General features: G+C 72.2%; 13 protein-coding genes. 1 reads left to right on the top strand and 12 read right to left on the bottom strand.

The window, feature by feature from the left end; all coding sequences use genetic code 11:
* From der to ACIOC0_RS24885, 4 genes are all read right to left on the bottom strand, one after another.
* The gene (der, locus tag ACIOC0_RS24870; protein ID WP_402157623.1) at positions 1 to 1479 is read right to left on the bottom strand and encodes a ribosome biogenesis GTPase Der; all 1479 of its coding nucleotides are present in this window, start codon (positions 1477 to 1479) and stop codon (positions 1 to 3) included.
* A gap of 71 nt (positions 1480 to 1550) precedes the next feature.
* Positions 1551 to 2243 (bottom strand): lysophospholipid acyltransferase family protein, encoded by a 693-nt coding sequence (locus tag ACIOC0_RS24875; protein ID WP_402157625.1) that lies wholly within the window; start codon positions 2241 to 2243, stop codon positions 1551 to 1553.
* Positions 2201 to 2887 carry a (d)CMP kinase gene (gene cmk / locus ACIOC0_RS24880; protein ID WP_402157627.1) on the bottom strand — a complete coding sequence of 229 codons (687 nt, stop codon included), beginning with the start codon at positions 2885 to 2887 and terminating at the stop codon, positions 2201 to 2203. Before cmk ends, ACIOC0_RS24875 begins: the two co-directional genes overlap by 43 nt.
* 115 nt (positions 2888 to 3002) lie before the next feature.
* A complete protein-coding gene (locus ACIOC0_RS24885) occupies positions 3003 to 4088 on the bottom strand; it encodes a prephenate dehydrogenase (protein WP_402157628.1) in 1086 nt (361 codons plus the stop codon).
* A gap of 348 nt (positions 4089 to 4436) precedes the next feature.
* Between ACIOC0_RS24885 and ACIOC0_RS24890 the strand changes: the two genes are divergently transcribed.
* The gene (locus ACIOC0_RS24890) at positions 4437 to 4892 is read left to right on the top strand and encodes a Rieske (2Fe-2S) protein (protein WP_402157630.1); all 456 of its coding nucleotides are present in this window, start codon (positions 4437 to 4439) and stop codon (positions 4890 to 4892) included.
* A gap of 122 nt (positions 4893 to 5014) precedes the next feature.
* Here the strand turns inward: ACIOC0_RS24890 and ACIOC0_RS24895 are convergent, their stop codons facing one another.
* From ACIOC0_RS24895 to ACIOC0_RS24930, 8 genes are all read right to left on the bottom strand, one after another.
* Complete coding sequence (locus ACIOC0_RS24895; RefSeq protein WP_402157632.1) at positions 5015 to 6136, bottom strand: pseudouridine synthase; 1122 nt, start codon at positions 6134 to 6136, stop codon at positions 5015 to 5017.
* Positions 6136 to 6789, bottom strand: coding sequence for an SMC-Scp complex subunit ScpB (scpB, locus tag ACIOC0_RS24900; RefSeq protein WP_402157634.1), 654 nt, complete (start codon positions 6787 to 6789; stop codon positions 6136 to 6138). Before scpB ends, ACIOC0_RS24895 begins: the two co-directional genes overlap by 1 nt.
* A complete protein-coding gene (locus tag ACIOC0_RS24905; protein WP_402157636.1) occupies positions 6786 to 8033 on the bottom strand; it encodes a segregation and condensation protein A in 1248 nt (415 codons plus the stop codon). The genes scpB and ACIOC0_RS24905 overlap by 4 nt, the downstream gene beginning before the upstream one ends.
* Before the next feature lie 18 nt (positions 8034 to 8051).
* Positions 8052 to 8642, bottom strand: a complete 591-nt coding sequence (locus ACIOC0_RS24910; protein ID WP_130443995.1) for a hypothetical protein — start codon at positions 8640 to 8642, stop codon at positions 8052 to 8054.
* Entirely contained in the window at positions 8627 to 9619 is a 993-nt protein-coding gene (locus tag ACIOC0_RS24915) for a ParA family protein (RefSeq protein WP_242621006.1), read from the bottom strand. Before ACIOC0_RS24915 ends, ACIOC0_RS24910 begins: the two co-directional genes overlap by 16 nt.
* Before the next feature lie 545 nt (positions 9620 to 10164).
* On the bottom strand, positions 10165 to 11289 hold the full coding sequence (gene ald, locus ACIOC0_RS24920) for an alanine dehydrogenase (protein WP_402157638.1): 1125 nt from the start codon (positions 11287 to 11289) through the stop codon (positions 10165 to 10167).
* Positions 11290 to 11423: 134 nt separating this feature from the next.
* Positions 11424 to 13481 (bottom strand): tetratricopeptide repeat protein, encoded by a 2058-nt coding sequence (locus tag ACIOC0_RS24925; RefSeq protein WP_402157639.1) that lies wholly within the window; start codon positions 13479 to 13481, stop codon positions 11424 to 11426.
* Between the two features lie 156 nt (positions 13482 to 13637).
* Complete coding sequence (locus tag ACIOC0_RS24930) at positions 13638 to 14264, bottom strand: NUDIX hydrolase (RefSeq protein WP_130443989.1); 627 nt, start codon at positions 14262 to 14264, stop codon at positions 13638 to 13640.

Genomic DNA, 14264 nt, shown 5'->3' on the forward strand with positions numbered 1-14264 from the left:
TCACTTCTTCCTGCCGCGCTTCTCGCGCACCCGCACCGAGATGTGGATCGGCGTTCCCTCGAAGCCGAACTCCTCGCGCAGCCGGCGCTCGACGAAGCGCCGGTAGCCGGCCTCGATGAAGCCGGACGCGAACAGCACGAACCGCGGCGGCTTGGTGCCGGCCTGGGTGCCGAACAGAATGCGGGGCTGCTTGCCGCCCCGGATGGGGTGCGGGTGGGCGGCGACCAGCTCGCCGAGGAAGGCGTTCAGCCGGCCGGTGGGGACCCGGGTCTCCCAGCCCGCCAGCGCGGTCTCGATCGCCGGGACCAGCTTCTCCATGTGCCGCCCGGTGCGCGCCGAGACGTTCACCCGGGGCGCCCACGCCACCTGACCGAACTCGGTCTCGATCTCGCGCTCCAGGTAGTAGCGGCGCTCCTCGTCGAGGGTGTCCCACTTGTTGTAGGCGATGACCATTGCACGGCCCGCCTCCACGGCCATGGTCACGATCCGCTGGTCCTGGACCGAGATCGGCTCGGAGGCGTCGATGAGGATGACCGCGACCTCGGCCTTCTCCACGGCGGCGGCGGTGCGCAGGGAAGCGTAGTAGTCGGCGCCCTGCTGGAGGTGGACGCGCTTGCGGATGCCCGCGGTGTCGACGAACTTCCAGGTGACGCCGCCCAGTTCGATCAGCTCGTCGACGGGGTCGCGGGTGGTGCCGGCCAACTCGTCGACGACGACGCGCTCCTCGCCCGCCACCTTGTTCAGCAGCGAGGACTTGCCGACGTTCGGGCGGCCGATGAGCGCGATACGGCGCGGTCCGCCGACCACCGTGCCGAAGCTCTGCTCGGGCGCCTCGGGCAGCGCCTCCAGCACGGCGTCCAGCATGTCGCCGGTGCCGCGGCCGTGCAGCGCGGAGACGGGGTGCGGCTCGCCGAGGCCCAGGGACCACAGGTAGGCCGCGTCGGCCTCGCCGCTCGGGCCGTCGACCTTGTTGGCGGCCAGCACGACCGGCTTGCCGGCCTTGCGCAGCAGTCGTACGACCGCCTCGTCGGTGTCGGTCGCGCCGACCTTGGCGTCGACGACGAAGACGACGGCGTCGGCGGCCTCGATGGCGTACTCGGCCTGGGCGGCCACGGAGGCGTCGATGCCGAGGACGTCCTGCTCCCAGCCGCCGGTGTCGACGACCTTGAAGCGGCGGCCGGCCCACTCGGCCTCGTAGGTGACGCGGTCGCGGGTGACGCCGGGCTTGTCCTCGACGACGGCCTCACGGCGGCCGATGATCCGGTTCACCAGGGTCGACTTGCCGACGTTGGGGCGGCCGACGACGGCGAGCACGGGCAGCGGCCCGTGACCGGCCGCCTCGATGGCGCCCTCCACGTCCTCCAGGTCGAAGCCCTCTTCGGCGGCGAGCTCCATGAACTCCGCGTACTCGGCTTCGCCGAGCGCCCCGTGATCGTGCTCGAAGGCGTCCGAGCCGCCGGGCTGGATGTGGTCGTTCATGAAGTCCGTACCTCGTTCATCGTGGTGATCGGTGGACCTGACTCGGCAGGTGATCCACTACTCAGTGTCGCCTAGCGCCCGGTGAGACGCCTGGCGTTTTCCAGGTGGGCGGCGAGCTGCTTCTGGATGCGCTCGGTCGCCTCGTCCAGCGCCTTGCGGGTGCGCCGCCCACTGCCGTCGCCCGCCTCGAACGGGTCCCCGAAGACGACGTCGACCCGGGACCGCAGCGGGGGCAGCCCCTTGAACAACCGTCCGGGCCGGTCGGTGCTTCCCAGCACGGCGACCGGCACGATCTGCGCGCCGCTGCGCACCGCGAAGTAGGCGAGCCCCGCGCGCAGCGAGGCGAAGTCGCCCTCGCCTCGGGTGCCCTCGGGGAAGATGCCCAGCACTCCGCCGTTCTCCAGCACGCCCAGGGCCCGGGTGATCGCCGAGCGGTCGGTCGTCTCGCGGTCCACCTTGAGCTGGCCGATCCCGGTCAGGAAGGGGTCGAGGGGGCCGACGAACGCCTCCTTCTTGATCAGGAAGTGCGTGGGCCGGGGCGCCACGCCCATGACCATCGGTCCGTCGATGTTGTGGGAGTGGTTGACCGCGAAGATCACCGGGCCGGTCGCGGGCACCTTCCAGGCTCCCAGCACCCGCGGCCGCCACAGCCCGTACATCAGCCCGACGCCGATCCGGCGTCCGACCTCGGCGCCCCTCTCCGAGGGCACGGACGGCTGAGTCACTTCCCCGCCCGCTTCTCCTCGACGAGGGTGACGACGCACTCGATGACCTGGGCCAGCGTCAGCTCGGTGGTGTCCACCTCGACGGCGTCGTCCGCCTTGGCGAGCGGGGAGGTCTTGCGGGAGGAGTCGGCCGCGTCCCGCTTGATCAGCGCCTCGCGGGTGGCGTGCACGTCCGAGCCCTTCAGCTCGCCGCTGCGGCGGGCGGCGCGGGCCTCCGGGGACGCGGTGAGGAAGATCTTCAGATCGGCGTCGGGCAGCACGGTGGTGCCGATGTCACGCCCCTCGACGACGATCCCCTTCTCGGCGGAGGCCGCCAGCGACCGCTGGAGCTCGGTGATCCGGGCCCGCACCTCGGGCACCGCGCTGACCGCGCTGACCCGGGAGGTGACCTCCGGGGTGCGGATCGGGGCGGCCACGTCGGTGCCGTCGACGGTGATCGTCGGGGCCGCCGGGTCGGTGCCGGAGACGATCTCCGGCTTGCCGGCTACGGCGGCGATCGCCGTGGGGTCCTCGATGTCGATCCCGTTGGCCACCATCCACCACGTGATCGCCCGGTACTGCGCACCGGTGTCCAGGTAGCTCAGCCCCAGCTGGGCGGCCACGGCCTTGGACGTGCTCGACTTGCCCGTTCCGGAGGGACCGTCGATGGCGACGATCACGGGCTGGGCGGCGCCGTTTTCCACGGGGGGACACCTTCCTGGTGCGAGGCGGAGGACTGCGGGGCGAGAACACGCCCCGCACAAGGTTACTGGGTACGACTCACTCGTCCGGCCGCACGTCAGGGCGGCGCCGGGCAACCTACTGCCGCACCGCCCACCCCCGCTCCGTCAGCGCGGCGGACAGCACCCCCGCACTGCGCGGCTCGACCATCAACTGCACCAGCCCCGCCTGCTGCCCGGTCGCGTGCTCGATGCGCACGTCCTCGATGTTGACCCCGGCCAGCCCGGCGTCGGCGAAGATGCGGGCCAGCTGCCCCGGCTGGTCGTCGATCAGCACCGCGACCACCTCGTACGCCCGCGGGGCGGACCCGTGCTTGCCGGGCACGCGCACCTGCCCGGCGTTCCCGCGCCGCAGGACGCTCTCGATGCCGCCGACGCCCTCACGCCGCTTGGCCTCGTCGGAGGACTGCAGGGAGCGCAGCGCCCGCACCGTCTCCTCGAGGTCGCCGGCGACGTCGGTGAGCAGGTCGGCGACCGGCCCGGGGTTGGCGGAGAGGATGTCGATCCACATCCGGGGGTCGGAGGCGGCGATCCGGGTGACGTCCCGGATGCCCTGCCCGCACAGCCGTACGGCGGCCTCCTCGGCGTTCTCCAGCCGGGCGGCGACCAGGCTGGAGACGAGGTGGGGCATGTGGGAGACGAGGGCCACCGCCCGGTCGTGGGCGTCGGCGTCCATCACCACCGGGACGGCCCGGCAGTGCGAGACGAGCTCCAGGGCGAGGTTGAGCACCTCGGTGTCGGTGTCCCGGGTCGGCGTCAGCACCCAGGGCCGGCCCTCGAAGAGGTCGGCGGACGCGGCGAGCGGGCCGGACTTCTCGCGGCCCGACATGGGGTGCGTGCCCAGGTACGTCGACAGGTCGAGGCCGAGCGCCTCCAGCTCACGGCGCGGACCTCCCTTGACGCTGGCCACGTCGAGATAGCCGCGGGCCACCCCGCGTCGCATGGCGTCGGCGAGCACGGAGGAGACGTGGGCGGGCGGCGCGGCGACGATGGCGACGTCCACTGGGCCTTCGGGAGGTGCGTCCGCGCCCGCGCCGAGCGCCGCTGCCGTGCGGGCCTGCTCGGGGTCGTGGTCCTCCAGGTGGACGGTGACGCCGCGCTGGGCGAGGGCCAGGGCGGCGGAGGTGCCGATCAGCCCGGTTCCGATGACGAGCGCGGTCCTCACCGGGCGACGCCCTCGCCCGGGGCCGCGACCCGCTCCATGTGGCCGGCCTCGTCCCGCTCCCGCTGGACGGCCCCCCGGGCCGCTCGTACCGCCACGGTGCTGCTCCTCGTTCACATAGCTGTCGGCTCTGCGTCCAGCGTAGTCAGCCCGCCCGTGCGGGATGCGCGCCGCCCGCCCGCTGAGACGGGCGGCGGGAGCCGTTCATCACACCCGAAATGTTCGTTTTGTGGCACTTATCCGGAATTGCTTCTCGATCGGTGCCCTCGGTGCCACGATTGTTGTCCGTGTCACAGCACCTTCCGCGCCTTTCCGCACTTTCCGTACTTCCCGCACCTTCGGAGTGACGACATGACCCATCCCGCCACCCGCCGTACGGTCCTCCTCGCGACGGGCGCGGCGGCTCTCGCCGTCGGCTGCAGCGACAAGGGCGACGGCGACTCGGCCCCCGAAGCCTCCAAGAGCCCCGCCGCCGGGACCGCGGGCACCCCCGGGACCGAGCCCCCGGCCGCATCCGCGGGCCGTGAACTGGCGGCCACGGCCGACATCCCCGTCGGCGGGGGCACGATCTTCAAGGAGGAGAAGGTCGTGGTCACCCAGCCGTCGAAGGGCGACTTCAAGGCCTTCTCCGCGATCTGCACCCATCAGGGCTGCACGGTCACCAGCGTCGCCGACAAGACGATCAACTGCGCCTGCCACCGGAGCAGCTTCAGCATCGAGGACGGCGCGGTCACCGCGGGCCCGGCGACCAGGCCGCTGCCGGCGGAGAAGATCACGGTGGAGGGCGGCGCCATCAAGCTGGTGTGAGCCCGCCGAGGAGCCGCGGGGCCCCCGGCGGCCGGGGCTCTCCGCCCCCTTTTGTGGTCGAGGCGACCTTCTGTGGTCGAGGCGACGGTGAAAGGGGGCGCGGTTCGGTCACGACCTCCCGGTCAGAGGTCGACCTCCTGCATCAGCATCCCGACCTCGGTGTTCGACAGCCGGCGCAGCCAGCCCGACTTCTGGTCGCCCAGGGTGATCGGGCCGAAGGCAACGCGCACGAGCTTGTCGACGGGGAAGCCGGCCTCCGCCAGCATGCGGCGCACGATGTGCTTGCGGCCCTCGTGCAGGGTGACCTCGACCAGGTAGTTCTTGCCGGTCTGCTCGACGACGCGGAAGTGGTCCGCGCGCGCGTAGCCGTCCTCCAACTGGATGCCGTCCTTGAGCTTCTTGCCCAGGTCGCGCGGGATCGGGCCCACGATGTGCGCGAGGTAGACCTTCTTCACGCCGTACTTCGGGTGGGTCAGCCGGTGGGCCAGCTCACCGTGGTTGGTGAGCAGGATGACGCCCTCGGTCTCGGTGTCGAGCCGTCCGACGTGGAAGAGCCGGGTCTCGCGGTTGGTCACGTAGTCGCCGAGGCACTGACGGCCCTCGTTGTCCTCCATCGTGGACACGACACCGGCCGGCTTGTTCAGCGAGAAGAACTGGTACGACTGCGTCGCGACGGTCAGCCCGTCGACCTTGACCTCGTCCTTCTCCGGGTCGACCCGCTTGCCCTGTTCCAGCACGATCTCGCCGTTGACCTCGACCCGTGCCTGCTCGATCAGCTCCTCGCAGGCGCGCCGGGAGCCGTAGCCCGCGCGCGCGAGGATCTTCTGCAGCCGCTCGCCCTCCTGCTCGGCGCCGGGGAAGGTCTTGGGCAGCTTGACGTCCTTCTTGCCCGCGTACCGCTCCCGGTTGCGCTCCTCCATCCGCGCGTCGTACTCGCGGGAGGTCGCCGGGGCCGACCGGCCGCGCCCGCCGGTCGGGGACTGCCGGGGGCCGCCCTTCGCGCCACCGCGCGCGGAGGCGCCGCGCCCCGACTTCGGCCCGTCCGGGGAGGCGCCGGGGCCCACGTCGTAGCGCCGCTCCTCCGGGCGCGGCTTCTTGGGCCTGCCGCCCTGCCTGTCGTCGCGGTTGTTCCCGGCACCGCGGTGATTGCCGCGGCCACCGCTGCTCCCGCCGCGGCCGCCGCTGTTGCCACCACGGCTCCCGCCGTTGTTTCCGCTGCTGTTCCTGCCGCTGCTGCTTCGCATCAAAGTTCCGTCTTGTCGTCTGCGTCCTCGGAATCCGGGGCGTCCGGATCGAACGACGGGACCCCCTCCAGTGTCTCGGCCTCGATCGCCTCAGCCTCCGGGAGGAAGGGCGCGAGCTCCGGGAGCTCGTCCAGGCCGCGCAGGCCCATCCGCTCCAGAAAGTAGTTCGTCGTCCTGTACAGGATCGCACCTGTTTCGGGTTCCGCGCCCGCCTCCTCGACGAGACCCCGTTGGAGGAGGGTGCGCATGACCCCGTCGCAGTTCACCCCGCGCACGGCGGAGACCCGGCTGCGGCTGACCGGCTGCCGGTAGGCGACGACGGCCAGCGTCTCCAGCGCGGCCTGGGTGAGCCGGGCCCGCTGGCCGTCCAGGACGAAGCGCTCCACGGCCGGGGCGTACTCGGCCCGGGTGTAGAACCGCCAGCCGCCGGCGACGAACCGCAGGTCGAAGCCCCGCCCCTGCACGGTGTACTCGTCGGCGAGTTCGCGCAGGGCGTCCGCGACCTGGCGGCGCGGCCGTTCCACGATCTTCGCGAGGTGCTCCTCGGTCGCGGGTTCGTCCACGACCATCAGGACGGCCTCCAGGGCGGGCTTGAGGTCGAGGTCCACGACGGCACGGGATCCGCCCGGGGCGCCGGCGGTGTCCTCAGTCACGGCGTCTTCTCCTTCTCGGACTCCCCCGGCACTTCTGGGGGCCGGTCGAACTCGTCGGTCACTCTGGGCGTCTCGTCCCCGTCTCCGCCGGTCCAGCGCACCAGCAGCTCGCCGAGGGCCGTCTCCTGGTCCAGGGCCACCGCCTTCTCCCGGTACAGCTCCAGGAGGGCCAGGAAGCGGGCGACGACCGTGAGGGTGTCGTCGGTGTCCTCGACGAGCGCCCGGAAGCTGGTCTCCCCGAGTTCCCGCAGCCGCGCGACGACGATCCCGGCCTGTTCCTGCACGCTGACCAGCGGCGCGTGGATGTGGTCGACGTACACCTGCGGCTTGGGCCTGGGCTGCATCGCCTTCACCGCGAGCCGGGCGAACCCTTCTGCGCCGATGCTGATGACGACCTCGGGCAGCAGCTCGGCGTGGTGCGCTTCGAGGCCGACGGTACGGGGGTAGCGGCGGGCCTCCTCCTCCAGTCGCTCGTTGAAGATGTCGGCGATCCGTTTGTACGCGCGGTACTGGAGCAGCCGCGCGAAGAGCAGGTCGCGGGCCTCCAGCAGCGCGAGGTCGGCCTCGTCCTCGATCTCGGCGGCGGGCAGCAGCCGGGCCGCCTTCAGGTCGAGCAGCGTCGCGGCCACGACCAGGAACTCGGTCGTCTGGTCCAGGTCCCAGTCCGGCCCCATCGCCCTGATGTGCGCCATGAACTCGTCGGTGACCTTCGACAACGCGACTTCGGTGACGTCCATCTTGTGCTTGGAGATCAACTGGAGCAGCAGATCGAACGGCCCCTCGAAATTGGCGAGCCGAACCTTGAACACCCCATCGCCCACCTCACCCTGGGGCGCGGTCCCGACCTGAGAGGCCGCCTCCGCGGCCACGGCCCCGTTCGACGCCCCGGCCCCGCCTCCGTCCCGCGCGACGACCGAGGCCTCCTCCGACCGACCGTCACCACGACGGGCATCCGACAGCGAGCGGCGCGCAGGCCCGATTTCGGCCAGTCCCGTGTCCGGCGGCGACTCGGTCTCGACGTCCTCAAGGACAGCGGGCGCGGCCGAGCGCACCGGCCAGGTCTCGTCGCGGCCCACGGCCGGCGGTGGCTCGCTGCCCGGTCCGGCTTCGGCGTGGGCGGCGGGCGCGGGCTGCGGGGGCGCGGGATTCTCCGGGGCCGGCTCGGGTGGTCGGGTGGTGGGGGGTGCCGGGCCTCGGCCCAGGGGGCGGCGGGCTCCCGGCGAGGGGGTGTTGTTCGAGGTCATGGCCTCCGCAGGCTACCGCTACCGGCCGCGCAGCCGGCGTACGAGGATGCTGGCGTCGCCGCGGGCCTCCAGGTCCGCCAGGACCACGGCGACCGCCTCGCGGACGATCCGTCCCCGGTCCACGGCCAGCCCGTGTTCGCCGCGCAGCACCAGCCGGGCGTGCTCCAGGTCCATCAGCTCCTCGGCGGAGACGTACACGGTGATCTTCTCGTCGTGTCGCTCCCGGCCGCTGGGCCGGCGGGCCGCGGCCCGGCCCCGCTTGCGGGGCTGGGCGGCCTCGCCGGCGGCGGCCGGTCCTTCCTGCGCCGCGCCCTGACGCCGCGCGGGGCGCTCCCCGCCGGCGGTCCGGCTGCGGGACTCCCCGGCATCGCCCTGCTCGGCGTCGGCCGCCACGTGCTCGGCGCCCTCGCCGTCACCGCCCTGCGCGGGCACGGCCTGCGGCGCGTCCTCGGCCGAGGCCGCCGCTGCCGCCGTGTCGCTCTCCCCGGCGGGAGCGGGTACCCGCGCCTCGCCGTTGGCCTGGCGTCGCGGTGCGGACGGCTGGAGCGCCATCCCCCCTGTCGTACGGAAGAGTTCGTCGGCCCCCGGCAGACTCACTCGGCGTGACACCGGGCGAGCACCTCCCTGGCGAGCTGACGGTAGGCGGCGGCGCCGACGGAGTTGGAGGCGTAGGTGGTGATCGGCTCACCGGCGACCGTGGTCTCCGGGAAGCGGACCGTGCGCCCGATGACCGTGTGGTACACGTGGTCGTCGAAGGCCTCGACCACACGGGCGAGGACCTCACGGCTGTGGACCGTGCGCGAGTCGTACATCGTGGCGAGGATGCCGTCGAGCTCCAGCTCCGGGTTGAGCCGCTCCTGGACCTTCTCGATGGTCTCGGTGAGCAGCGCGACACCGCGCAGCGCGAAGAACTCGCACTCCAGCGGCACGATCACCTTGTGCGCGGCGGTCAGCGCGTTGACGGTGAGCAGGCCGAGCGAGGGCTGACAGTCGATGACGATGAAGTCGTAGTCGTCGAGGAGCGGCTTCAGCGCCCGCTGCAGCGTCGACTCGCGCGCGACCTCGGAGACCAGCTGGACCTCGGCGGCGGACAGGTCGATGTTGCTGGGCAGCAGGTCCATGTTCGGGACCGCCGTCTTCAGGAGCACCTCGTCGGCCGCCATGCCCCGCTCCATGAGCAGGTTGTAGACGGTGAGGTCGAGCTCCATCGGATTGACGCCGAGACCGACCGACAGCGCGCCCTGCGGGTCGAAGTCGACGAGCAGCACCCGGCGTCCGTACTCCGCGAGGGCGGCGCCCAGATTGATGGTCGACGTCGTCTTGCCGACGCCGCCCTTCTGGTTGCACATCGCGATGATCTTCGCGGGTCCGTGATCGGTCAGCGGGCCCGGGATCGGGAAGTACGGCAGCGGGCGTCCCGTGGGACCGACGCGCTCGCGACGCTGGCGGGCGGCGTCGGGCGCGAGGGTGGCCGCGTACTCGGGATCGGGCTCGTACTCGGCGTCGGGGTCGTAGAAGTGCCCTTCGGGCAGTTCGTCGTAGTCGGCGAAGTGGTTGCGGGGCGCGCCACTTCCGTCGCCGGCCATGGCGTTCACGTGATGGCCATCCATGCTGTGGTGTGCTGGCTGAGCCAACTGGGGGCTTCTGTGGCTCTGATGGTCTGCGAAGGTTCGGACAGCGACGGAGCCGACAGCCTCGCGCCCCGTGGGGCCCGGGCCCCGCGTAGGCGTTCCTGGATGACCACCCCCGGGAGAAAATGTCGACTCATTCACAAGTCGTCTTACCTCCTTGGTGACCAGGAAACTTCTAGACAAGGTCAGCGTGGCACCATGCCGACGATTGGCGACTCTATGGCGTGTCGGGCGTCCGCAGCAACACAATCCACCGGACCCGGCCCGATGTGTCGGCAATGAAACATCCCGCTGTCAAGGGCGTACGGCCGTCGCACGGCAGGATTCACGGGTGTGCGAATCGGTTCAAGGGTTACGTTCGAGGCGAGTTGGCCGAGAGCGGCAAAGTGACCATACACACACTCGGCCGGACCTTGTATGGCAAGGTCCGGCCGTGCGCACGCCCTTGAGGCGTTGTGTTGACGTATCGCCTTTACGAAAAGGTGACTTGGCGGAGCGTCTCAGCCGAGCAAAGAGGCGAGCTCCACGTGCTCGAGGCCGTGCGCCTCGGCGACCTCGCGGTAAACCACCTTGCCGTCGTGGGTGTTGAGGCCCTTGGCCAGCGCGGGGTCGCGGCGCAGCGCCTCCGCCCAGCCCCGGTCGGCGAGTTCGACGATGTAGGGCAGGGTCGCGTTGGTGAGCGCGTAGGTGGAGGTGTTGGGGACCGCGCCGGGCATGTTGGCGACGCAGTAGAAGACCGAGTTGTGGACCGGGAAGGTCGGCTCGGCGTGGGTGGTCGGGCGGGAGTCCTCGAAGCAGCCGCCCTGGTCGATCGCGATGTCGACAAGGACACTTCCGGGCTTCATCCGGGAGACCAGCTCGTTGGTGACGAGCTTGGGCGCCTTGGCGCCCGGGATGAGGACCGCGCCGATGACGAGGTCGGCCTCCAGGCAGGCCTTCTCCAGCTCGAAGGCGTTGGAGACGACCGTCTGGATCTTGGTGCCGAACACCTTGTCGGCTTCCTTGAGCTTGTTGATGTCCTTGTCGAGCAGGGTCACGTGGAAGCCCATGCCGATGGCGATCTGCGCGGCGTTCCAGCCGGAGACGCCGCCGCCGATGACGACGGCCCGGCCGGCCAGCACGCCGGGGACGCCGCCGGGCAGCACGCCGCGGCCGCCGTTGGCGGCCATCAGGTGGTAGGCGCCGACCTGCGGGGCGAGCCGGCCCGCGACCTCGGACATCGGGGCGAGCAGCGGCAACGCGCGGTTCGGCAGTTCGACGGTCTCGTAGGCGATCGCCGTGGTGCCGGACTCGATGAGCGCGTCGGTGCACTCCTTGGAGGCGGCCAGGTGCAGGTAGGTGAAGAGCGTCTGGTCCTTGCGGAGGCGGTGGTACTCCTCGGCGATGGGCTCCTTGACCTTCAGCAGCAGGTCGGCGGTGGCCCACACCTCGTCGGCGGTGTCCAGGATCCGGGCACCGGCGGCCACGTACTCCGCGTCCGGGATCGACGAGCCGACGCCGGCGCCCTGCTCGACGACGACCTGGTGGCCATGGCGCACCAGCTCGTGCACGCCTGCGGGGGTGATCGCCACCCGGAACTCGTTGTTCTTGACCTCGCGGGGGATGCCGACCTTCACGTGGATCACGGTCCTTGGCTCAGAGGGGGTGGGGCATGGAACGACAAACCCGGATGCCATGGGCATACGGGGACATACCGCAGGAGAACGTGCGGCAGAGCCAGTCTAATGAAGGTGTTCCCGCTGTCTAGCCTTTCAATGCATCAATCTTCAGCAGGAGTACTGCGGATTTCGCAGGCATCGGCCGTGTGTTCCGGCTCTGACTCGGTGCCGGGGGCCTCATCTCCCAGGATGCGCTCCGCCGCGCCCCGGTGCAGGCGGGCGGCCGCCGGGTCGCCGAGGTGCTCGCAGGTGTCGGCCAGCCGCAGGTGCAGCGCGGCCCGCAGGCGCGCGTCCTCCGCGCGGTGGGCCCACTCCACCGCCTCCTGACAGGTGCGCAGCGACTCCTCGGGCCGGCCCGCGTACTCCTGGACGCGGGCCAGCTCGCTCAACGCCCGCGCCTGCGCGCCGACATCCCCGCTCTTGCGGTGCACGGCCACGGCGGCACGCCAGCCGCGCTGCGCCTCCCCGTAGCGGCCGGCGTAGGTGTGCGCGGTCGCGATACGTCCGTACAGACGGGCGGCGTCGGCGCGCTCGTCGCGGGCCAGCCGCTGGGCGAGGGCCCGGCCGAACCAGTCGGCGGCGCGTTCGTAGTCGCCGAGCTCCAGGTGCGCGCCGCCTACGGATTCCATCGCGCGGCCGGTCGCGTACGGGTCGTTCGCCTGGCGTCCGGCGTCCAGCGCGGCCCGGTAGCGCACCAGGGCCTGGGCGGTGCGCCCGGTGCGGGCGTCGACGTCGCCCAGGTTCAGCAGGGCGGCGGCCTTCTCCCGGGGCAGCCCGCGGCGCTCGGCGACGTCCAGGACGAGCTGGTGGACGTCGTACAGGTCGGGCGCGGCGCCGTGGGCGCCGAGGTGGGCGACCATCGCCTTGACCAGCTGCGCCATCAGCCGCCTGGCCAGGGTGTCCAGCTCGCCGTCGGCGACCGCGAGCCGGGCGGCCCCGAGCAGCGCGGGCCGGCGCGCCTCGAGCCACTCGGCGGCCGCCTGCGGGGAGGGGAAGCGCAGGGCGCTGGGCATGCCCTGGAGCTTCTCGCGGGCCTGGGGGTTGTCGGTCTCGGTGACGGCACGGCAGGACTGGAGCAGCCGCACCGTCCGCTCCAGCATGCGGGCGCGGGCCAGCTGGAGCTCGGCCGGCCGCTCGTGGGCCTCGGCGGCCGCACGCAGCAGGGGGTGCAGACAGCCGGGGATCTCGTACTGGGGCGGTGTGCAGGGCACGGGCCGCAGCAGGCCGAGGGCGGCGAAGTCGTCCAGGGTGCTGCGGGCGGCGCCGATCGAGCAGCCGGCGAGGGCGGAGGCGGTGTGGGCGTCGACGAGCCCGGCCGGGGCGAGGGAGAGCAGGCGCAGGGTGCGGGCGGCGGTGGGGGCCAGCCCGTGGTGCACGAGTGCGAAGAGGCGGCTGAGCGGGGCGCCCTCGTCGCCCTCGGCGTGGAGCTGCTTGGCGAGGTCGGCGACGGCCGACTTGGGGCGGGCGGCGAGCCAGCCCCCGGCGAGGATCAGCGCCACGGGGTGGCCCTGGCAGGCTTCGACGAGTCCCTCGGCGGAGCGCGGGTCGACGGTGATGCGCACCGAGCCGATGCGGCGGGTGAGCAGTTCCAGGGCGGACTTGGTGTCCAGGCCGCCCAGGGTGCAGGGGCGCACGTCGGAGATGCCGGTGAGCGGTCCCGCGGAGACGGCGACGACCAGGCACTCCGGGGTGTCCGGGAGCAGTGCGTCGACCTGCTCGGCGCCGGCCGCGTCGTCGAGGAGGACGATGGCGCGCCGTTCGGCGAGCGCTTCGCGCAGACAGGCGGAGAGGTCCTCCTCGGACGCGCCCGCAGGGGCCGGCCGCTCCAGGGCGGCGAGCAGTGCGCGGGCGGCCCGCTCGGCCGGGACGGGGGTGCCGTCGGCGTCGGCGAGGCGGGCGCGCAGCACGCCGTCCGGGTAGCGGCCGGCGACCCGGCGGACGAGTTCCGCGGCGAGGGCGCTGCGGCCGGAGCCGGGCCGTCCGGCGATGAGGAGGACCCGCGCGCGGGGCGGCTTGTTCCCCGCCAGGGTGTCCAGGCCCGCGCGCTCGATGTCCGCGCACAGCTCCTTCAACTCCCGCGTACGGCCCAGGAAATGGCCCTCCGTCGCAGCGTGCCCCGACAGCTTGACGCCGTCTGTGTCCACTGCCTGATCCGTCACGGGCCACCCTCCCGTCCACCGCGCACGCGAGCCCGCCGGACCTTTCGGATCGGGCGATTCCAGAGCCTAGTTCACGCTCTGAGACCTTCCGGGAGGAGCGCGGCGGAGACGTCGCCCGATCGGATCAACCGATCGTCACACCGGCCTCTGGGCCGTTCAGGCTTCGAACGGGCGGGCCGGCCAGGGGGCCTCCGCCGGGCGCAGCGCGTCCAGGCCGTCGGCGGCGCGGGCGGCGACCAGCGAGAGGACCCCGACGACGAGGCAGTTGTTGTGCACGTCGCCCGCGAGCACCGCGCGCACGAGGTCGCCGACCGGCACGCGTGCGTGCTCCATGTCGGCCTCCTCGTGCTCGACCTCGAAGCGCCGCCCCTCGGCCTCGGACAGATTGCGGGCGAGGAAGATCCGTACGGCCTCGTCGCAGCCGCCGGGGGTGGTGTAGACGTCGGTCAGCACCCGCCAGTCCTCGGCCTTGACGTGCGCCTCCTCGTACAGCTCGCGCTGGGCGGCGTGCAGCGGGTTCTCGCCGGGCACGTCGAGCAGGCCGGCCGGGATCTCCCACAGCTTCTCCCGGACGGGGTGCCGGTACTGCTTGATCAGCAGCACCCGGTCCTCGTCGTCGAGGGCGAGGACGGCCACCGAACCGGGGTGGACCTGGTAGTCGCGGCGGACCACCGTGCCGTCGGGCATGACCACGTCGTCCGTGCGCACGGAGGTCTTGTTGCCCGTGAAGGGGGTCTCGGTCGCCCGGATCTCCCACTCCTCGGCGGTGTCCTTGATCGTCAT

The organism is Streptomyces sp. NPDC088254 (assembly GCF_044740925.1).
Taxonomy (GTDB): Bacteria; Actinomycetota; Actinomycetes; order Streptomycetales; family Streptomycetaceae; genus Streptomyces.